Here is a 20,842-nt window from a genome sequence, read left to right as displayed (position 1 = left end):
GTCAGCGCTCCTCGTTGCTGGACGGCCGGGTGATGATCAAATTGCCCCACGCGTCGACCCGCAGCGCGAAGCCTGGGTGGACCGGCACCGTGGAGCCGAACTCCTCCACGATCGCCGGGCCGGCGAAGGTGTCCCCCGCACGCAGGTGGGGGCGCCAGTAGACGGAGGTCTCCACATACCCCTCGTCCGCCTCGAAGCAGACCTGACGGGCGCCGGTGCGGGCGCCCGAGGGGTCCCCGTCGCCGGCCTCGATCGTGGGCAGGGTGGGGCGGGTGATCGGCCCGATGCCGGTCACCCGCAGGTTGACCCACTCGACCTCCTGGGCGGCGTCGCCCCGGAAGTCGTAGCCGTAGAGCGCGCGGTGCGCGTCGTGGAAGGCCTCGGCGACCTCCTCGGCGGCCGCGGCGTCCAGCCCGTCGTCGGGCACCGGCACGCGCACCTCGAAGGCCTGGCCGACGTAGCGCAGGTCGGCGGTGCGCTGGAAGCGGTGCTGGTCGGCGGGGAAGCCCTCGACGTCGAGCGCGTGCGCGGCCCGCGTCCGCAGCTCCTCGAAGGCGCCGTCGAGGGCTGCCAGGTCGAGCGTGGCGTGCTTGGTGACCATCGTCTGGACGTAGTCGTTCTTGACGTCGACGGTGAGCAGGCCGAAGGCGGAGACGTTGCCGGGGTTGGGCGGCACGATGACGCCGGCGAGGCCGAGGATGTCGACCAGGCGGCAGGCCAGCAGGGAGCCGGACCCGCCGAAGGTGGCCAGGGTGAAGTCGCGCACGTCCAGGCCGCGCTTGACCGAGATCTGGCGCAGGGCGTTGGCCTGGTTCCAGGCGCTGATCTCCAGGATGCCGGCCGCCGCGTGCTCGCGGTCCAGGCCGAGGCGGCCGGAGATCTCCTCGATGCCGGCGCGGGCCGCCCCGACGTCCAGCGGGATCTCGCCGCCGAGCAGGTGCGGGGGGATCCGGCCCAGGACCAGGTGGGCGTCGGTGATCGTCGGGGCGCCGTCCGCGCCGCCGTTGCCGTAGCACAGCGGCCCAGGGTCGGCGCCGGCCGACTGCGGGCCGACCTTGAGCGAGCCCTCCGGGCTGATCCAGGCGATCGAGCCGCCGCCCGCGCCGACCGTGACCACGTCGATCATCGGGATCTTGGAGGGGTAGTCCCCGACCGTCCCCTCGGTGGTCAGCGTCGGCTCGCCGGCGAGCACGACCGACACGTCGGTCGAGGTGCCGCCGCCGTCGCAGGTCAGGACCCGCTCGAAGCCGGCCAGGCTGGAGATGAGCGCGGCGCCCAGCGCCCCGGCCGCCGGGCCGGAGAGGACCGTGGTGATCGGCTGGTGGACGACCTCCTCGGCCGACAGCACGCCGCCGTTGGACTTCATGATGTAGAAGGGCAGCGCCCGGTGCGAGGCGTCCCCCGTGGTCCCGGTGTAGGCCCTCAGCCGCTCGGTGATGTTGGCCACGTAGGCGCCGACGCGGGGCTTGACGGCGGCGTCGACGAGGGTGGTCATCGAGCGCTCGTACTCGCGGTACTCGCGCAGCACCTGGCTGGAGATGGAGACGACCGCCTCGGGCATCTCCTGCAGGATGACCTCGCGCATCCGCTCCTCGTGGGCCGGGTTGGCGTAGGAGTGCAGGAAGTTGACGGCGAGGGTGCTCACCCCGCGGCCGGCGAACCAGCGGGCCACGGCGCGGGCGCCCTCGTCGTCGAACGGGCGCACCTCGTTGCCCTCGAAGTCGAGCCGGCCGCCCACGGTGCGCACCAGGTCGGCGTCGGTGATCCGCGGCGGCTTGACCCAGAAGTAGGAGTTGCCGTAGCCGTCCGGCACCGCCTGCCGGGCGATCTCCAGCACGAACTCGTAGCCCTGGGTCGTGATGAACCCGACCTGGTCGATCTTGCCCTCGAGCAGCTGGTTGGTCGCCACCGTGGTCCCGTGCGAGACGGCCGTGACGTCGGACCCGGTGGCGCCGAGCACGTCCAGGACCTTGTCGATGCCGTTGATGAAGCCGTCGGCCGGGTTGCCCGGGGTCGAGGGCGTCTTGGTCGTCGTGATCGTCCCGGCGTCCTCGTCGAAGGCCACCACGTCGGTGAACGTCCCTCCGGTGTCGATGCCGATCCGGATGCGCCGGGGCGCTGCTGTGGTCATCAATCGTCCTTCGCGGGAGGGGCGTCGGTGGCCCGGGTGGACAGTGCCTCGAGGTTGATTCAAGCCGAGGCGGGTGGCGCTTTCGTCAGCAGAATGTGCCGACGCCAGCAGGCTCAACGAGCAGGATCTGCCCGTCCGGGCGCGCGCGTCAGCGGCTGCGCCCGCGGGCCCGGGCACCGACGAGGACGCCGAGCAGCGCGACGGCCGCACCGACCGCCATCCCCCTGGCGAACGAGTCGTCGCCGTCCGCGGCGCCGGGCAGGGCAGCGGCCCGCAGCGCACCGAGGCGTCCGGGGCTGCCGGCCGCCTGCGGCAGCTGGCTCCCGGACGGGACCGGACCGACCGTGTCGCCGGTCGGGGGGTCGAGCTCGCCGGTCGGGGTGGGGAGCTCGGGCTCGCCGGAGGCGCGCCGCACCAGCTCCTTGTCGATGTTGGCGAAGAACTGCCCGGCCAGGCGCTTGGCCACACCGCTGAGCATCCGCTGGCCGACCCCGCCGACCGGGCCGCCGACGGTGGCGTTTGCGGTCCAGGTCAGGTCGGTGCCGCCGTCGTCGGCCGCGGCCATGTTCACGGTCACGTCGGCGTTGATCGTGCCCGGCCCGCCGGCGCCGGCCAGGGAGAGCACGAAGGACTCCTGCGGCACCTCCTGGGAGAAGACGGCGGTGCCGTCGTAGGTGCCGCGGATCGCGGCCACCCCGGCGCTGACCGTCATCTCGAAGCTGCCGGGCGCCACCTCGCGCATCGCCTGGGCCCCCGGCAGGGTGGCGACGAGCACGCTCTCGTCGTGGAAGGCCTCCCACGCCGTGGCGGGGTCGGCGGACAGGTGGTTGCTGCCCGAGATCTGCATCAGGACTCCTCGGTCTGGTCGGTCTGGTCGGTCCGGTCGGTCCGGTCGGTCCGGTCGGTCCGGCGGCTGGCACGCAGGTGCCACAGGTCGCTCGGCGAGATCGGCATCCGGGTCACGGCGAAGCCCTCGGCGTCGGAGATCGCCGAGGCGATCGCGGCGGCCACCGGGATGGTCCCGGCCTCGCCGGCGCCCTTGATCCCCAGCGGGTTCAGCGGGCTGGGCGTCTCCAGGTGGTCGGTCTCGATGTGCGGGACCTCGGTGGAGAACGGCATCAGGAAGTCCATGAAGGAGGCGTTGAGCAGCTGCCCGTCCGCGTCGTACTCCATCTTCTCGTAGAGCGCGCCGCCGATGCCCTGCGCGACGCCGCCGTAGACCTGCCCCTCGACGATCATCGGGTTGAGCATCGGACCGCAGTCGTGCACCACGGCATACCGCAGCACCGTGATCTCGGCGGTCTGCGGGTCGGTCTCGACGATCGCCGCGTGCATCCCGTTGGCGAAGGTGGTGCGCACCGGGGAGAAGAACTGCGTCTCCTCCAGCCCGGGGCGGTCCTCCTCGGGGATCGGCGGCTTGGTCTCGTCGGCCTTGCCGCCGAACTGGGTCGCGGCCTTGGCCGACTCGTCGAAGGCGTAGCGCAGCGGGTTGGCCAGGACCGCCACCGTCCTCAGCGGGATCGTCGCCTCGGGCGCGCCCCTGACGCTGATGATCCCGTCGACGATCTCCAGGTCGTCGGGGTTGGCCTCGAGGGCGTCGGCGGCGATCCGCAGCGCACGCTCCTTGAGCTTGCGGGCGGTGAGCAGCATCGCGTTGCCGCTCATCACCGCCCCGCGCGAGCCCCAGGTGCCGACCGAGTAGGCCATCGCCCGGGTGTCGCCGGTGGTCACGTGCACGTCGTCCAGGGGCACGCCGAGCTCGTCGGCGACGATCTGGGCGAAGACGGTCTGGTGGCCCTGGCCCTGGGTGGTCAGCCCGGTGGCCACGTTGATCCGGCCGCTGGTCTCGACCTCGATGTGCGCACCCTCGTAGGGCCCGGCACCGGTGCCCTCGACGTAGCAGCCCAGGCCGATCCCGACCTGGCGGCCCTCGGCACGCGCCTGCTCGCGGTAGGCCTCGAACTCCTCCCACCCGATGAGCGCCTTGAGCTTGTCCAGGCTGGCCGGGAAGTCGCCGGAGTCGTAGATCCCCAGCCGCCCGTCCTGCAGCAGCATCCCGATGTCCCACGGGAACTCCTGCGGCTGGATGAAGTTGGCCGAGCGCACCGCGGTGCGGTCCAGCCCGAGCTCCGCGGCGATCGCGTCCATCGTGCGCTCCATCAGGAACGCGGCCTGCGGCCGGCCGGCGCCGCGGTAGGGCGTGACGATGACGGTCGTGGTGTAGAGCGAGGTGAAGCTCACCCGGAAGTTCTTGAGCCGGTAGGGGCCCGGGATGTGGGTGACCGTGTTGAGCGGCACGATCACGCCGTAGGGCAGGTAGGCGCCGTGGTCGTGCCAGACGTCGGCCTCCATCCCCAGGATCACGCCGTCGTCGTCGAAGCCGACCCGCACGTGCTGGAGCATCTGCCGCTCGTGCGCCGAGGAGATGAAGTGCTCGCGCCGGTCCTCCACCCACTTGATCTCGGTCTGCATCCGCAGCGCGGCCGCCGCGACGCAGATCTCCTCGGGCCAGGGGTGGTTGATCTTGACCCCGAACCCGCCGCCGACGTCGGGCACGATGACCTCGACCTGGGAGAGGGACAGGCCCAGCTTGGCGGCGACCGCGGCGCGCAGCCCGGTCGCGGTCTGCGTCGAGGAGTGCATCCGCAGCATCCGCAGCTCGGGGTCCCAGCGGGCCGCCACGCCCTTGCCCTCCAGCGGCATGCTCGCGCTGCGCTGGATGTCCAGGTCGAGCTCGAGCACGTGCGGCGCGGCGTCGATCCGCGGGCCCGGCTCGCCGAGCTCCTGCTCGAAGTAGGCGCCGACGTTGCCCGGCGCACCCTCGTGGACCAGGTGCTCCGCGGCGCGCGCGGTCTCCACCCCGACGACCGCCGGGAGCACCTCATACTCCACCCGGACCCGCTGCGCGGCGTCCTCGGCGAGGTAGCGGTCGGTGGCGACCACCATCGCGACCGCCTCGCCGACGTGGTGGACCGTCTCCTTGGCCAGCGCGTATGCCGTGAAGGGCGCGGTGATGCTCGGGTGCGGGATGAGCATGGGCAGCGGCTGCCCCGCCGCCTCGTGCGTCTGGTCCAGGTCCTCCCAGGTCCACACCGCGACCACGCCCTGCACGTCCAGGGCCCCGGAGACGTCGATGTCGGTGATCCGCGCGTGGGCGTGGGGGCTGCGCACGAAGGCCGCGGCGAGCGCGTGCTGGGACAGGTCGTCCAGGTAGTGGCCCTGGCCGCTGACCAGGCGAGGGTCCTCCTTGCGCTGGACGCGGTCGCCGACCGAGCGGGTGCTCACTGCTGCTCACCCTCCCGCCGCAGCTCGGCCGCGCGACAGACCGACCGCACGATGTTCTGGTAGCCGGTGCACCGGCACAGGTTGCCGGCGATCGCCTCGCGCGCCTCCTCCTGCGTCGGGTCCGGGTTCTCCTCGAGGTAGGCCGTGATCGTGGTCAGGAAGCCCGGCGTGCAGAATCCGCACTGCAGCCCGTGGCACTCCACGAACGCCTGCTGCACCGGCCCGAGGGTCCCGTCGGGCCTGGCGAGGCCCTCCACGGTGGTGATCTCGTGGCCCTGGGCGGTGGCGGCGAACATCAGGCAGGACCGGGAGGGGCGGCCGTCGACCAGGACGGTGCAGGCACCGCACACCCCGTGCTCGCAGCCGACGTGGGTGCCGGTCAGGCCCAGGTCGTGGCGCAGCGCGTCGGAGAGCAGCCGGCGGCCGGGGACCTCGAGGTCGTGCTCGGTGCCATTGACCCGCAGCGTGATCTCGAGCAGCTCCTCGGGCTCCTCGGGCGCCTCGCTGGGGTTGAACGGCGGGGTGCTCCGGCGGATCCGGACACGCTGGGTGGCCATCAGTTCTCCTCGGTCGTCGCGGCGGTGCTGCCGAGCAGCTCGGCGAGCAGCCGGGTGGTCTGCACCACCGCCAGGTGCCTGCGGTAGTCGGCGGAGGCGTGGATGTCGTCGCCGGGCTCGACGAAGGCGGCGACCGCGTCGGCCAGCGCGTCCTGCAGGGCCCGGTCCGCCGCGGCGCCGGGGGTGCCCAGGTCGTGGCCCTCGAGGGTCGGGACGAGGTCGAGCACCGCGGGCACCTCGGTGACCGAGACGTAGGAGACCCGGGCGAGGGTGGCGCGGCCGTCCTCGACCCGCAGGGCCAGGGCGGTGCCGGCGACGGCGTAGTCGCCGTGCCGGCGCGCGGTCTCGGTGAAGGCCGTGCGGGTGCCGGCCGGGAAGCGCCCGAACACCGCCACCACGGCGAGCTCCTCGGGCTCCACGGCGCACTCCATCGGCCCGACGAAGAACTCCTGGCAGCTCAGGGTGCGCTCCCCGCCGCGGGAGCGCAGCTGCACCGAGCCGTCGGTGATCGCCAGGATCGCCGGCAGCTCGCCGGAGGGGTCGGCGTGCGCCAGGGAGCCCACGACCGTGCCGCGGTTGCGGATGACCGGGTGCGCCACGTGGCGCAGGGCCTGGCGCAGGAGCGGCTGGGCCGCTGCCGCGCCCTCGTGGGCGAGCAGGTCGGCGTGGCGCACGAGCGCGCCGACCCGCACGGCGTCGTCGGTGACCTCCACCCGGTCCAGGCCGGGGAGACGGTTGATGTCGACCAGGTGGGCCGGGGCGGCCAGGCGCATGTTGAGCACCGGGACCAGGCTCTGGCCGCCGGCGAGGACCTTGCCCTCGTGGCCGTGCTCGGCGAGCAGGCCCAGGGCCTCCTCGAGCTCGCGCGGTGCGTGGTAGACGAAGGGTGCCGGCTTCATCTCACTCCTTCCTGGTGCTGGCGGGGGTTCGACGGCTGGCGGGCGATGTGCTGGTCGGTGAGGCCCTGACCGCCGGGCGGGGAGGTCGTGGCTCCCCGCCCGACCGTGATCAGCTCAGGCGTCGACCCTGGGCCGCTCGCCGTCCTCGTCGGCCTGGGGGCCGTCCTCGACGATCAGGTGACCGTCGTCGGTCCGTCCCAGGACGCGGCGGCCGCGCAGGCCGTAGTCCTCGGCGAACCCGAGGTTGTCCAGGCTCTGGATGCCGGGCGGGGAGGCGATGGTGGCGGTGCCGAAGTTGGCGTCGCGCATCGACGCGGGCATCAGCCAGGCCACCAGGTGGTAGGCCGTGATGACCACGATCGTGCCGAACGCGATGCCGGCCAGGCTGAAGGTGCTGGTGATGTTCAGCGAGGTGTCGCCGATCGCGATGATGATGCCGGCCGCGACGGGGACGAGGTTGATCGGCCGGGAGAAGTCGACCCGGTTCTCCACCCAGATCTTCGCGCCGAGCAGGCCGATCATGCCGTAGAGGACCACGGTGATGCCGCCGAGCACGCCGCCGGGGACGGCCGAGACCAGGGCGCCGAACTTGGGCGAGAGGCCGAAGACGATCGCCACGAGCGCCGCGGCGTAGTAGGCGGCGGTGGAGTAGACGCGGGTGGAGGCCATGACCCCGATGTTCTCGGCGTAGGTGGTGGTCGGCGAGCCGCCGACGCTGCTGGCGATGATCGTGCCGACACCGTCGGCGGCGATGGCCCGGCCCATCATCGGGTCGAGGTCGGCGCCGGTCATCTCCTCGACGGCCTTGACGTGGCCGGCGTTCTCGGCGACCAGGGCGATGACCGCCGGGAGCATGAGCAGCACGAAGGTGAGCTTGATGTCCGGCGTGTGCCAGCCGACGACGCCGTTGGCCAGGTCGGTCGCCGGCGGGAAGCCGAACCACGGGGCGGACATGACGCCGTCCCAGTTGACCCGGTTGTGGGTGTCGACCTCGCCGGTGCCCGCGTTGAAGGCGGTGATCGGACCGGTGGCGAGGTCGGCCAGCCAGGAGGCGACATACCCGAAGACGAGGCCGAGGAGGACCGAGACGCGGCCCCAGAAGCCGGGGAGGATGGTGGCCAGCAGGATCGTCGCGGTCATCGTGGCCAGCGCGATCCACTGGTCCTGCGGCCAGTAGATGTTGGCGACGACCGGCGCCAGGTTGAAGCCGATGAGCATGACGACCGCGCCGGTGACCACGGGCGGCAGCACCTTGGTCAGCGCGGCGGCGCCGATGAAGTGGATGAACACGCCCACCAGGGCGAGCACCACGCCCGCGACGAGGATCGCACCGGTCACCTGCGGGGGCGTGCCGCCCTGCGCGTAGACCGCGGCGGCGCCGCCGACGAACGCGGCGGACGTACCCAGGTAGCTGGGGACCTTGCCGTTGACGATCAGCAGGAAGATGATCGTGGCGATGCCGCTCATCATGATCGCCAGCTGGGGGTTGAGCCCCATGATCAGCGGGAAGACGAACGTCGCGCCGAACATCGCGACGACGTGCTGCGCGCCGAGCCCGGCGGTGCGTCCCCAGCTCAGCCGTTCGTCGGGCGCGACCACGTCGCCGGGGCCGAGGGTCTTGCCGTCTCCGTGAAGCTTCCATCCAAGGGCCATGTGTCCACTCCTGTGTGGGATGCAGGCGCGTCTGCTCAGCCACGGTGGCTGACACGCCCTTGCCAGGCGAGACTACGTGCTGGGGTCGACCTGTCACTCTGGTGGTTGTTGACGAAGCATCACCCCTGCCGTCGGCAAGACCTGCCGGTCCCGGCTCACGGTTCGCGCAGCTGGCGCACCTGGAGGGCGAGCATGATCGCGAAGCGCAGCCGCGGGTCGGTGGTGAACGGCCCGAGCATCCGCTCCAGCTTGCCGATCCGGTAGCGCAGCGAGTTGTAGTGGAAGTGCAGCGCCCGGGCGGTGGTGGCCACGTTGAGGTTGTTGTCCAGCAGCACGGTGAGGGTATGGAGCAGGTCCTCCGCGTCGGGGTCGCCGCCGGCCGCGAGCGGGCCGAGCGTCTCGGCGACGAAGCTGTCGACCTCCTCCCGGCCCTCGATCTGGGAGAGCAGCCGGAAGACGCCCAGCGCGTCGAAGTGGGTCGTCGCCCGCGGGCCGTGCAGCCGGCGCCCGACCTGGACGGCCTTGCGCGCCTCGGCGTAGGCCCGCGGGAGGTCGGCCACGTCGGTGAGGGTCCGGGAGATGCCGGTGCAGAAGGTCCGGCGGCCGCCGCCACCGAGGCCGTGCACCTGCCGGGCCATGGCGCTCACGCGCTCGGTCACCTGGGCCGGCTCGGCCTCGGCGGGGACGCCCAGCAGCAGCACGACCTCCTGGCTGAAGCCGGCCACCGCGGTGGTCGGGTCGTCGGTGGCCGCGGCCCCGCGCCAGGCGGCCCGGAAGCGCTCGGGCTCGGCCAGACCCTCGTGCTCGGTGGGCCCGTCGACCTCGGCGACGACCACGGCGAGCGGCTGGTCCAGGTCCCACCCGAGGTCGGCGGCGTGGGTCAGGACCCGGTCGGGCGTGCCCGCGCGGCCGAGCAGCGCGTCGCGCAGGAAGTCAGCGCGGTAGCGCGCCTCCACGGCCGCGACCGCCTGCTGCTTGGTGATGGCCAGGGCGGCCGCGGTCGTCGCCGGCACGACCACGTGCCGGTCCTCGGCGGCGAACCGGCTGCTGCGCACCAGCACCAGTCGGCCCAGGTCGCTGGCCCCGCCGGGGATCCGGGCGACCATGCGGTGCAGGTCCTCGTGCTCGACGGAGACACCCGGCACCTCCTCCTCGACGAGGAAACGGCCGGTGGGGTCGAAGCACGGCAGTGCGAGCACCGCCTGGAGCACCTCCTCGCTCGCTGCCGCCCGCGCGAGGACCCGGCCGTCCATCGAGGTCACCAGGGCGGCCTCGGCCAGGTGGCGGACCATGCCCTCGCAGACCCGGTCCAGGTCGCCGCCGGAGATGACGACGCCGACGAGGTCGTCGAGCACCTGCTCGGCGCGGGCGAGGGTGACGGCGCGCCGGTTGAGGACGAGGGTGAGCACGGTGTTCATGACGTCGTCGAAACCCAGCTCCTCGGGGAGCGCGAGGACCGGCAGGCCGAGCCGGTCGGCCTCGGCGAGCGCCTCCGGGGGCAGCCGGTCGACGTAGCGGTGGAGCTTGACCGCCACCCCGGCCAGCCCGCGTGCGTCGAGCGCGCGCACCCACGCCACGAGGTCCCCGTGCTGGCGCAGCGGGTATCCGGTGGTCAGCAGCAGCTCGTCGGGCCGGACCCAGGGCAGGACGTCGGGCACCTCCATGACGTTGACCCGGGTGACGAGGCGGTCCAGGCCCTGCGCGCCGGCGAGGACGGTGGCGCCCGCCAGGACGTCGAGGGCGAGGGCCTCCCGCACGGTGATGCCGGTCGGTGTCGGGTCCAGGCCGGTGTCGCGGCGGGACGGCTCCGGGGCTGCGGGGGCGGAAGACTGCTCCGTTGGCAAGACTTGGCGCTCCATCGCCGCATTGTCGTCAACGTTGGCCAGCCCTGGCAAGCCCGCCCCTGCCTAGGGTGGACGGATGGGACCAGCGGTGGTGCGGCGGAGCGCACCTGCTGCTGCCTCCACGCGCGCACCCGGCTGGCTGTGGGGGCCGGCGGTGGGCGCGCGGGTCCTCGCGTCCTCGGGGAGCGCCGCCTACCTCCTGCCCGTGGGGATGCCCCCCGGGATGCCCCCCGGGGCGCCGGCCGGACCGCCGGCCGGGAGCCCGACCGCCGACGTCCTGGCCCTCGTCTCCCCCGACGCCCTGCGCCTCCCGGGCGCCGTCCTCGTCCCCGGTCCCGGCGACCTCGCCGCGCTGCGGCTCGCCGTCGGCGCCACCGTCGCCGTCGGCGAGGGACGGGTGCAGGGTTCGGGGGCCCAGCTGCAGGTCCGCCGCTCGTGGCTCCCGCGCCCCGTCCCGTCCGGCTCGTGGCCAGCGGCTCCGGAGGTGGTGACCGCCCTCGACGGCCTGGCGCTGCGACCCGGCCGCGCCGACCTGGGGCCGCTGGCCGCGGAGGCCCTGCACGACCCCGTCCCGGGCGTCGCCGCGCTCGTCGGGCTCGGTCCCGGCCTCACGCCGTCGGGCGACGACGTCCTGTGCGGGATGCTCCTGGTGCTCGGCGCCGCCGGCCATCCGGACCGGGCCGCCCTCGCCGACGCCGTCCGGGGCAGCCTGCACCGGACCACCGCGCTCTCGGCGACGCTCCTGCGCGACGCGCTCGACGGGTATGCCGTGCCGCCCGTGCGCGACCTCCTCGCCGCAGCGCAGCACGGCCCGGGGCCGGGGGACGGGGGCGCCGGACTCACCGTCCTGGCCCGGGCCGTCACCCGGATCGGCCACTCCTCCGGCTCCGACCTGCTCGTCGGTGTCCGGACTGCCCTCGAGCACCTGCTCGCCACCTCTGTCCATACCCGTCCCGACCCCGTCCCCCGAGAGGACTGACGTGACCGACACAGTCGACGTGCGCAGCGGCGTCTACCACGACTCCGTGACCCTGATGCAGGTGTCCCAGCAGGTGAGGACGACGCCGGGCGTCACCGACGCCCTCATCGGCATGGGGACCGAGCTCAACCTCGGCCTCATGCGGGACGGCGGCTTCGACGTGCCCGGTGCAGCCGGCCCCAACGACCTGGTCGTCGCGCTGCGCGGCAGCGACGAGGGCGCGCTCGGCGCGGGCCTGGCCAGGCTGGAGGAGGTCTTCGCCGAGCTCCGGGCCAGGTCGCGGCGGACGGGGACCGCCGAGGAGGTGGCCCCGCGCACGGTCGGCTCGGCCGCCGCACGCTCCGGGGCCAACCTCGCCCTGATCTCCACGCCCGGCCGGCACGCCGTCGCCGACGCTCTCGACGCGGTGCGCTCCGGGCTGTCGGTCATGCTCTTCTCCGACAACGTCTCCGTCGAGGACGAGATCCGGCTCAAGGACGCGGCCGCGGCCGCCGACGTGCTCGTCATGGGTCCGGACTGCGGGACGGCGGTGGTGGGCGGGGCCTACCTCGGCTTCGCCAACGTCACCCGGCCCGGGCGGTTCGGGGTCGTCGCCGCCTCCGGCACCGGCGCGCAGCAGGTGATGTGCCTGCTCGACCTGGCCGGCGAGGGCGTCAGCCACGTGCTGGGCCTCGGCGGCCGCGACCTGTCCGACGCGGTCGGCGGCCGCTCGGCGAAGCAGGCGCTGCGCGCACTCGCCGCCGACGAGGCCACCGAGCACGTGATCATCGTCTCCAAGCCGGCCTCCCCGGCCGTCGTCGAGGAGCTGACCGCCCTGGCGGGCGAGCTCGGCGTCGGAGTCTCCTGGGCCACGCTCGGCCGCGGCCTGCCCGACCTCACCGCCGCCACGGAGGTCGCGCTCACGGCTGCCGGCGGCACGGTCCCGGAGTGGCCGTGGTGGGCCGCCGTCGAGCCGCGGCCCGCGGGTGAGCCGGGGCAGGGCGAGCACCTGCGCGGGCTCTACTGCGGGGGCACCCTCGCCGACGAGGCGATGATCATCACCGAGGAGCAGCTCGGCCCGATCGCCTCCAACATCCCGCTCGAGGGCAGCCCGCAGGTCTCCGGCCACGAGCCGCTCACCGGCCACGCCGTCATCGACTTCGGCGACGACGAGCTGACCCAGGGCCGGGCGCACCCGATGATCGACCCGTCGCTGCGGCTGGAGAAGATTCGCGAGCAGGGCACCGACGCCACCTGCGGCGTGCTCCTGCTCGACCTCGTCCTCGGCCACGGCTCGCACCCCGACCCCGCCCGTGAGCTCGCCGACGCGGTCTCGGCCGCACGCTCGGCCGCCCGCGAGGACGGCCGCCAGCTGCCGGTCGTCGTCGCGCTCGTCGGCACGGAGTCCGACCCGCAGGGGCTCAAGGCCTGCGCGGCCACGCTCTCGCAGGCCGGCGCGCAGGTCCACACCTCGCACGCCCAGGCCGTCCGCACCGCGCTCCAGCTGCTCGCCCGCCCCTGACCAGGGCGCCGGAGCACCCCATACCTCGCACGCCACCGACCGAAGGACCGACCGATGAGCACCCCGACCCAGGAGCCGCTGCGCGGCCTGCTGACCCGCGACCCCGTCGTCGTCGCCGCGGGCGCCGAGCTGTTCAGCCGGACGCTGCGCGAGCAGGCCGTGCCCGTCACCGACGTGCAGTGGCACCCGCCGCTGGAGGGCGCCGACGAGGCGCTCGCCCGGGTGCTGGCCGACCCGCGCCTGGCCGAGGCCAACGCCCTCGCGCTGGAGCGGATCACCTCCGCGGAGGCCCAGCTGGTCCGGGTCGCGCCGGCCAGCGAGCTGCTCGGCCTCGAGCCGGGCGAGTTCCTGCACAGCGGCCCGCCGCTGACGTGGGAGCGCGCCTCAGGGCCGATGAGGGGCGCACTCGTCGGCGCGATGATCTTCGAGGGGCTGGCGGCCACGCCGCAGGAGGCGCAGGAGAAGCTCGCCGGGCCCGACATCACCCTGGCCCCGTGCCACAGCCGCGGCGCGGTCGGCCCGATGGCGGGCGTGATCAGCCCCTCGATGTGGGTCTTCGAGCTGCACGACCCGGTGCACGGGACCACCTCGTGCTGCTCGCTCAACGAGGGGCTGGGCAAGGTGCTGCGCTACGGCGCGTTCGACGAGGAGGTGCAGACGCGCCTGGCCTGGATGCGCGACGTGCTCGGGCCGGTCCTCGCCGAGGCGGTGCAGGCGCACGGGCCGGTCGACGTCAAGGCCTACCTGCCGCAGATGCTGCAGATGGGCGACGAGGGGCACAACCGCAACCGCAGCGCCACGCTCATGTTCCTGCGCGACCTGCTCCCGCACATCGTGCGCCAGGACCGGTCGGCCGACGACATCGCCGAGGTATGCCGCTTCGTCGGCGCCAACGACCACTTCGCCCTCAACCTGGTCATGCCGGCCTGCAAGCTGGCGATGGCGGCCGCCAAGGACATCCCCGGGTCGTCCGTGGTCGTCACGATGGCGCGCAACGGCACCGACTTCGGGATCCAGCTGGCCGGGACGGGCGAGGAGTGGTTCACCGCGCCGGCGAACACCCCCGAGGGCCTCTTCCTGGGCTCCTACGGGCCGGAGGACGCCAACCCCGACATCGGCGACTCGGCGATCACCGAGACCGCCGGCATGGGCGGCTTCGTGATGGCCGCGGCGCCGGCGATCGTCCGGCTGGTCGGCGGCGACGTGGCGTTCGCGCTGACGACGACGCGGACCATGTACGAGATCACCCTCGGCGAGCACCCGACCCTGCAGGTCCCGGTCCTGGAGTTCCGCGGGGCGCCGGTCGCCATCGACGCCACCGCGGTCGCCCGCACCGGGGTGCTGCCCCAGATCAACACCGGCATGGCCGGCCGGGTCGCCGGCACCGGTCAGGTCGGTGCCGGGCTCGTCACGCCGCCGGCGCAGGTCTTCGTGGACGCGCTGGCGGCGCTGGCGCAGCGGGTGCCGGCCGGGACCGGCCACGACGAGGAGGGGACGGCGTGACCGCCCTCCACGAGCTCGGCCTGGTCGAGCTGACCGGGCTGCTGCGCTCCCGCGGGGTCAGTGCGCGCGAGGTCCTCGACGACCACCTCGCCCGGATCGAGCAGGTCAACCCGGCCCTCAACGCGGTCGTCACCCTCGTGGCCGAGCAGGCGCAGGCGCAGGCCGCCGCGGCCGACGAGCGCGCGGCCGGCGGCGCGGAGCTGCCGGTGCTGCACGGCATACCGATGACCCACAAGGACACCCACGCCACGAGGGGCATCCGCACCACGAGCGGGTCCCCGCTGACGGCCGACCTGGTGCCCACCCACAGCGACCTGATCGTGCAGCGGCTGTGGGACGCCGGGGTGATCGCGACCGGCAAGAACAACACGCCGGAGTTCGCGGCCGGCTCGCACACCTTCAACCCGCTGTTCGGTGCGACCGGCAACCCCTACGACCCGGCGCTGTCCGCCGGTGGGTCGTCCGGCGGGGCCGCGGCCGCCCTGGCGGCGCGGGTCCAGGCGCTGGCCGACGGCAGCGACATGGGCGGCTCGCTGCGCAACCCCGCGGCGTGGTGCAACGTCCTCGGCCTGCGCCCGAGCCAGGGCGTGGTGCCGATCGTGCCGAGCGCCAACCCCGAGGCGTGGCTGAGCCGGCAGGGGCTGATGGCGCGCTGCGTCGACGACCTCGCGCTGGGGATGTCCGTGGTCGCCGGTCCGCACCCGGAGGTGGCTGCCGCGTGCCCCGCCGACGGGCCGGCCTTCGCCGCGCTGCTCGAGGACGACGGGCCGGCCGACCTGACCGGGGTGCGGGTGGGTCTGGCCGTCGGTCTCGGCCAGGACGTGCCGGTCGACCCGCAGGTGCGCCGGGTGGTCGAGGAGCAGGCCAGGGTGCTCGAGGGCCTCGGCGCCGCCGTCGAGGAGTCCGCGCCGGACCTCGCCGACGCCGACGAGGTCTTCGACGTCACCCGCGCCTTCGACATGGCGACCAACCTGCGCCGCCTGGTCGCCGGGCACCGCGACGACGGGACGGTCAAGGAGGACGTGGTGTGGAACGTCACCCGCGGCCTGGAGCTGAGCGCCGAGCAGCTGATGTCGGCGGCCGAGGCGCGGCGGCGGCTGGACCGGGCGGTGCGCCGCTGGTTCGGCGAGCACGACCTGCTGCTGGCCCCGACGGTGCAGACCATGCCGTTCCCGGTCGAGCAGACGTGGCCCACGTGGATCGACGGCGTGCAGCTGGAGACCTACCTGGACTGGATGCGCTCCTGCTGCCTGGTCTCGGCCACCCGCTGCCCGGCGCTGTCGGTGCCCGGCGGCTTCGTGGACGGGCTGCCCGTCGGCCTGCAGCTGGTCGCCGCGCCGGGAGCCGACGTGCGGCTGCTGGCGCTGGCGCGGGTCTACGAACGGGCGACCGGGTTCGCGGGGACCGCGCCGGGTCGCTGAGGCCCGGCGACGGGATCAGTGGGTCGTCGTGGTCTGCTGGTAGAGGACGAGCCGCAGCCCGTCGTCGGTGCGGGCGTAGACACTGGCCATGAGGGCCTCGAACGGCGGCTCGTCGCCGCGCCGGGCCACCGCCCGGTAGACGACGGCGGCGGATTCGGCCGTGACCGGGACCAGCCGCGGTGCGGTGAGCTCGTAGCTGTCCCAGGCGGGCGCCTCGTCGAGGGAGGCCACGACGGCGTCGCGGTCGAGGACGGCACCGTTGACCAGGACCATCACGGCGTCCTCGCTCATCAGCTCACCGTAGAAGCGGCCGCCGGAGGAGCTGCACAGCGCGTCCCAGCCCCTGCGCTCCAGGCTCAGCAACGTCTCGAGTCCTAGTTCTTCCATCTTCACCACGTTAGGCGAACCCCGGTCGCGGCGGCCAGGGGTCCTGCTCATCCCAGGTGTGCCGGCAGCGCCGCCTCGAGGCCGAGCCACAGCGCGAGGTCCTCGATCTCGGCGACCACCCGGTCGCGGCGGGCGGCGCTCCATACCCCGTCCTCGTGGAGCGCGTCCACCCGCAGCACCCCACCCTTGCGGTCGGCCGTCGCGTCCAGCTTGCCGACGAGCCGGTCGCCGTCCAGCACCGGCAGCGCGTAGTAGCCCCACCGGCGCGCGGCCCTGGGCTTGTACATCTCCAGCACGTAGTCGAAGTCCCACAGCTCGCCCATCCTGGTGCGGTCGAAGACCAGCCGGTCGATCGGGCAGAGCAGGGCGGCCCGCCCCTCCAAGGGGGTGCCGTCCAGGTAGCGGGGGTCGACCCGCCAGGTGCCCCTGACCCCGTCGATCACGGCCTCCTCGCCCTGGTCCCCGGCGCCGAGCGGTTCGGTCGGGCACTGCGGGCCGCGGGCGCGCAGGATGCCCATGGCCGCCAGCCGGCGCCGGTCCTGCTCGGCGACGGCCTCCTGGACCGGCAGCGGCTCGAGGTGGGGGTAGACCCGCTCGGCCAGGTCCCAGAGCCGCTGCCCCTTCTCCCGGGCGCAGACGGCGACCTCCCCGCGGGCCACCATGAGGTCGAGGAGGCGGCCGAGGTTCTTGGCGTCGGTCCAGCCGCTGGAGCGCCACGGGACCTGCGTCGAGTCGGGCAGGCCGCCGGTCGGGGTCGGGCCCCGTGCCGCGAGGTGGGCCAGGACGTCGCGGCGGGCGCGGTCGTTGGCCGCCACCCAGTCGGCGTTGACGAGCTGCCAGCCCTGCAGCTCCTCGTGGCCGGGCGCGGGCACCGGCCAGGCCGCCATCTGCGCGGCGTGGAGCGCGACGTCCTCGGCCGGGCGCACGAAGCCGAGGATCTCCACCAGGGTGCGCTCGGCCAGCAGCCGGTCCAGCTCGCCGGGGTCGTAGGCGCTGCCGAGCCGGCTCCACAGCACGAGGTGCTGGGCCGGGGCCACCGCCGTGACAGGGTCCAGCTGCAGGTGGGTGAGCTCACGGACGGTCTCCACGACGTCGCCCGGCCGCGCGCGGGTGAGCAGCTGGGCACGGACGGCGACCCGGCGGGCGTCCCGGGCGGTGAGGCGGTGCGGCGCAGCCATGTCCTCCACGGTATGCCGTGCAGCGGACAGGTGCGGTCCGCCTGGTGCGGGCTCAGCCCATGAGGGTGCCGACGAAGATCTGCCAGGCCAGCGCCGACTTCGCGGTGAGGCTGAGCACGATGTAGGCCGTCTCCCCGGTGAGGTAGTCGCGGAACCGGCCGACCCGGCGGTACTGCAGCCACTGCACCAGGGCGAAGACGTTGAAGAAGAGGAAGAGCGAGACGATGATCCCGTAGACGAAACCGGGCGGCTCGGCACCGGTCGTGGACCCGGGGGCGAGCGTGTAGACGACGACCCCGACCCACGGCACGACCCCGGCGAAGCAGCCGAAGAGGAACGGCAGCCACCCGCCGTCCCCGGGCTGGTGGTACTTCTCCTGCAGCCAGCCGAAGAGGATCATCGAGGCGTTCACGCCGAAGAGCGCCAGCAGCGCGACCACGTCGTAGATGCCGACCAGCTGGGCGATGATGACGATCATCAACGAGCTGGACAGGGAGTACTCGACCCACCGGAAGTAGTTGTGGCCGCGGGCCAGGCCGGCCCGGTAGCGCCGGAACGACCCCGGCGAGGCCACGATGACGTGGAAGAGCGCCGACAGCGCCAGGAAGGCCGCGATCGCCAGCGCCGTGGGGACGTCCCACAGGGTGACCTGGTCCCCGGGCGGGGTGCCGGGCGGACCGGCCAGGTAGGTCGCGGTCACCGGCAGCGTGAAGTCGGTCGCCAGGACCACGACGGCCACCGCCTGCGCGGCGTGCACCGCCGCGGCGACCCAGTTCAGGGTGCGCAGCCGCGCGTAGCGCGACCCGTCGCTCGGGGTGGTGCTCACGGGCTCTCCGTCTCGTCGTGGGCGCTGGCACCTCACCGTACTGCCCGCCACCCGCCCGTCTCCGCGCCGCCCTAGACTCGCGCCATGCCCAGTCTGCTGTGGCTCCGCCGCGACCTGCGCCTCGGCGACCACCCGGCCCTGCTGGCCGCCCACGAGGCCGCCGGCGAGGGCCTGACCGTCCTCTTCGTCGTCGACCCGGCGCTGTGGGCCCGGGTCGGGGCCGTGCGCACCGCCTGGCTCGCCGCCACCCTCCGGGCGCTCGAGGAGGACCTCGAGGGCCGGCTCACCCTGCGCGTCGGCGACCCGGCCGAGGTCGTCCCTGCCGTGACCCGCGAGACCGGCGCCACCGCCGTCCACCTGACCCGGGAGACCACCCCCTACGGCGCCCGGCGCGACCGGCAGGTCCGCGGCGCCCTCCCCGAGGACGTCGACTGGGTCGAGACCGGCACGCCGTATGCCGTCGGCCCCGGCCTGGTCCGCACCGGTTCGGGCGACCCCTACAAGGTGTTCACCCCCTTCAGCAGGGCCTGGCGCGCCCACGGGTGGCCCGGGCCGGCGGCATACCCCGACGGCCTGGTGCCGACCGACCTGGGGCGGAACGCCCACGCGGACCGGCTCGTGGAGGAGGCGCTGGCCGCCGACGACCTGCCCGAGCTGCCGCCGGCCGGCGAGCGGGCGGCGCTGGCGCGGTGGGCGGAGTTCGTCGCCGACGACCTGGCCGGTTATGACCGGGGGCGCGACCGGCCGGCGGAGGAGTCGACGAGCTTCATGTCCCCCTACCTCAAGGTCGGCGCCGTCCACCCCCGCACGCTGCTCGCCGACCTGTCCGGCCGCAGCGACGGCAGCGTCGAACGCTTCGTGAGCGAGCTGGCCTGGCGGGAGTTCTACGCCGACGTCCTGCACCACCATCCACGCACCGGCTGGTCGGACCTGCGGCAGGAGCTGTCGGGGCTGCGCTACGACGAGCCGCAGGACGCGATCGAGGCGTGGCAGCAGGGCCGGACCGGCTATCCGATCGTCGACGCCGGCATGCGGCAGCTGCTGGCGACGGGCTGGATGCACAACCGGGTGCGGATGATCACCGCCAGCTTCCTGACCAAGGACCTGCACGTGTGGTGGCCGGTCGGCGCGCGCTGGTTCCTGGACCGGCTCATCGACGGCGACCTGGCCTCCAACAACCACAACTGGCAGTGGGTCGCCGGGACCGGGACGGACGCCGCACCTTACTTCCGCGTGTTCAACCCGGTGCTGCAGGGCGAGCGGTTCGACCCGCGCGGGGAGTACGTCCGCCGCTGGGTGCCCGAGCTGGCGCACCTGCCGGGCAAGGCGGTGCACCAGCCGTGGGAGCACGAGGAGGGCTACACCCGCGGCTACCCCCGGCGGCTCGTCGACCACGCCGAGGAGCGCAGGGAGGCCCTGGCGAGGTACAGGGCGGCGAGGGGCTGACCCGACGGGGCGCGCACGTCGACGGGCTAGGGGCGAGGCCGTCGGCGGTGCGGGTGCCCCGTCGCTCGACGACGGGTCAGGGCGCCACGTAGCCGGTCGGGTCCTCGCCCAGGTCGACGATCGCCGCGACCGGGCCGCCGCCGTCGGGGCCCTGGTGGGCCGCCGACACCGACACGAACACCGCGGGGTCGCCGGTCACCGCGGCGGTCACGCCGCCGACGGCCGCCTTGATCTGCCGGTGCCAGTGCACGTCGGAGTCGTCCAGCATCGCGTTGCGCCGGCCGAGGACCTTGCCGTCCTGGCTCGCCTCGCACTTGAGGAAGACGTTGACCAGACGGCCCTGCAGGTCGTCGCGGTGCGGGCGCTCGGGCAGGTCGAGGCCGGCGTCCTTGATCGCGTTCCAGATGCCGTCCTGGTCCAGCGCGTGCTCCATGACCGAGTGGCCGATCCGGTAGCGCCCGCCCACGCCCGTCGCGTTGCCGACCACGACGACCTGGGCGCGGTCCAGCTCGACGCCGGAGGAGCAGGAGGCGACCGCGGAGTACTTCGAGCGGTCGCTCATGATCTCCTCGTCGCTCACCCCGTCGATCTCGCCCAGCGCGACCGCGATGCCCAGTCCCGTGGTGCCGTTGGAGACGTCCATCGAGGTCAGCGTGTCGTCGGTGAAGACCGTCTCGCCCCGGCTGTGCGCGTCGCGGATCGTGTCGATCGTCAGCAGCGGGGTCTTGGTCTGCACGTAGTGCACGTCGGCGGTGTCGGTGATGCCGGCGCGCTCCATCGCGACCTTCACCGCGGCGGCGACCTTGTCCACCATGCCGGTGCGTCCGATCTCCTCGGGCAGCAGCGGCTCGCTCATCGCCATGCCCACGGTCAGCCGCGGCTCGTCGGTGGCCTCGACGGTCGAGGGGTCGACGCTGGCGAAGATCGTCGCGTGCGGGCTGATCACGCCGTCGGTGCCGCCCGACCAGACGATCGGGATCTGCTTGACCTTCTCGCCGTCGACCCCGTGGGCGACCAGCGCCTCGCGGAAGGCCCGGTCGGCGATGATCCGCGTGTAGTCGTTGACGCCGCCGTTGCCCTCGGTCTTGCCGATGATGGCCAGCACCCGGTCCGCCTCGAGCACGCCGTCCTCGAGCAGGCGGACGAACTCGCTCGCGTCGCTGACGCTGTGGATCGGGACCTTGCGCACTTCGATCGGGTCGGGCATGTTGCGGGCCTTCCTCGTGGATGGA

General features: G+C 73.8%; 16 protein-coding genes. 5 read left to right on the top strand and 11 right to left on the bottom strand.

All coding sequences use genetic code 11. The features are described from left to right. Position 1 precedes the first annotated feature (1 nt). The 7 genes from DV701_RS12705 to DV701_RS12675 form a co-directional block, all read right to left on the bottom strand. The gene (locus DV701_RS12705; RefSeq protein WP_114928741.1) at positions 2-2,131 is read right to left on the bottom strand and encodes a hydantoinase/oxoprolinase family protein; all 2,130 of its coding nucleotides are present in this window, start codon (positions 2,129-2,131) and stop codon (positions 2-4) included. 148 nt (positions 2,132-2,279) lie between these two features. Continuing rightward, positions 2,280-2,978, bottom strand: coding sequence for an SRPBCC family protein (locus DV701_RS12700; RefSeq protein WP_114928740.1), 699 nt, complete (start codon positions 2,976-2,978; stop codon positions 2,280-2,282). Beyond that, entirely contained in the window at positions 2,978-5,416 is a 2,439-nt protein-coding gene (gene cutA, locus DV701_RS12695) for an aerobic carbon-monoxide dehydrogenase large subunit (RefSeq protein WP_114928739.1), read from the bottom strand. The genes DV701_RS12700 and cutA overlap by 1 nt, the downstream gene beginning before the upstream one ends. Next, positions 5,413-5,973: a (2Fe-2S)-binding protein gene (locus tag DV701_RS12690; RefSeq protein ID WP_114928738.1), complete on the bottom strand. Its 561-nt coding sequence runs from the start codon at positions 5,971-5,973 to the stop codon at positions 5,413-5,415. Before DV701_RS12690 ends, cutA begins: the two co-directional genes overlap by 4 nt. Then, complete coding sequence (locus DV701_RS12685; RefSeq protein ID WP_114928737.1) at positions 5,973-6,872, bottom strand: FAD binding domain-containing protein; 900 nt, start codon at positions 6,870-6,872, stop codon at positions 5,973-5,975. Before DV701_RS12685 ends, DV701_RS12690 begins: the two co-directional genes overlap by 1 nt. A 114-nt stretch (positions 6,873-6,986) precedes the next feature. Next, on the bottom strand, positions 6,987-8,525 hold the full coding sequence (locus DV701_RS12680) for a uracil-xanthine permease family protein (RefSeq protein WP_114928736.1): 1,539 nt from the start codon (positions 8,523-8,525) through the stop codon (positions 6,987-6,989). Between the two features lie 155 nt (positions 8,526-8,680). Continuing rightward, the gene (locus DV701_RS12675) at positions 8,681-10,384 is read right to left on the bottom strand and encodes a PucR family transcriptional regulator (protein WP_114928735.1); all 1,704 of its coding nucleotides are present in this window, start codon (positions 10,382-10,384) and stop codon (positions 8,681-8,683) included. A gap of 61 nt (positions 10,385-10,445) precedes the next feature. On the opposite strand from DV701_RS12675, the gene DV701_RS12670 reads away from it, so the two are divergent. The 4 genes from DV701_RS12670 to DV701_RS12660 are packed head-to-tail and all read left to right on the top strand — an operon-like array spanning position 10,446 to position 15,773. Then, complete coding sequence (locus tag DV701_RS12670; RefSeq protein ID WP_162803010.1) at positions 10,446-11,348, top strand: DUF2877 domain-containing protein; 903 nt, start codon at positions 10,446-10,448, stop codon at positions 11,346-11,348. Between the two features lies 1 nt (position 11,349). After that, positions 11,350-12,849, top strand: a complete 1,500-nt coding sequence (locus DV701_RS18845) for an FdrA family protein (RefSeq protein ID WP_228255019.1) — start codon at positions 11,350-11,352, stop codon at positions 12,847-12,849. 54 nt (positions 12,850-12,903) lie between these two features. After that, positions 12,904-14,352: a YlbE family protein gene (locus DV701_RS18840; RefSeq protein WP_228255018.1), complete on the top strand. Its 1,449-nt coding sequence runs from the start codon at positions 12,904-12,906 to the stop codon at positions 14,350-14,352. Continuing rightward, positions 14,349-15,773 (top strand): amidase, encoded by a 1,425-nt coding sequence (locus tag DV701_RS12660; RefSeq protein WP_114928733.1) that lies wholly within the window; start codon positions 14,349-14,351, stop codon positions 15,771-15,773. The genes DV701_RS18840 and DV701_RS12660 overlap by 4 nt, the downstream gene beginning before the upstream one ends. A 15-nt stretch (positions 15,774-15,788) precedes the next feature. On the opposite strand, the gene DV701_RS12655 is transcribed toward DV701_RS12660, so the two are convergent. The 3 genes from DV701_RS12655 to heR are packed head-to-tail and all read right to left on the bottom strand — an operon-like array spanning position 15,789 to position 18,164. Continuing rightward, complete coding sequence (locus tag DV701_RS12655) at positions 15,789-16,160, bottom strand: nuclear transport factor 2 family protein (protein ID WP_114931117.1); 372 nt, start codon at positions 16,158-16,160, stop codon at positions 15,789-15,791. Positions 16,161-16,207: 47 nt separating this feature from the next. Continuing rightward, a complete protein-coding gene (locus DV701_RS12650; protein WP_114928732.1) occupies positions 16,208-17,338 on the bottom strand; it encodes a DNA glycosylase AlkZ-like family protein in 1,131 nt (376 codons plus the stop codon). 52 nt (positions 17,339-17,390) lie between these two features. Next, entirely contained in the window at positions 17,391-18,164 is a 774-nt protein-coding gene (gene heR, locus DV701_RS12645) for a heliorhodopsin HeR (RefSeq protein ID WP_228255017.1), read from the bottom strand. An 84-nt stretch (positions 18,165-18,248) separates the two neighbouring features. Here heR and DV701_RS12640 point away from each other — a divergent pair, with 84 nt between their 5' ends. Beyond that, positions 18,249-19,610, top strand: a complete 1,362-nt coding sequence (locus tag DV701_RS12640; RefSeq protein ID WP_114928731.1) for a cryptochrome/photolyase family protein — start codon at positions 18,249-18,251, stop codon at positions 19,608-19,610. A 76-nt stretch (positions 19,611-19,686) separates the two neighbouring features. On the opposite strand, the gene bar is transcribed toward DV701_RS12640, so the two are convergent. After that, positions 19,687-20,817, bottom strand: a complete 1,131-nt coding sequence (gene bar / locus DV701_RS12635) for a barbiturase (protein WP_114928730.1) — start codon at positions 20,815-20,817, stop codon at positions 19,687-19,689. Positions 20,818-20,842 lie beyond the last annotated feature (25 nt).

Source organism: Ornithinimicrobium avium, assembly GCF_003351765.1.
GTDB classification, from domain to species: Bacteria; Actinomycetota; Actinomycetes; order Actinomycetales; family Dermatophilaceae; genus Ornithinicoccus; species Ornithinicoccus avius.
This window is presented reverse-complemented; position numbering and strand designations above follow the sequence as displayed.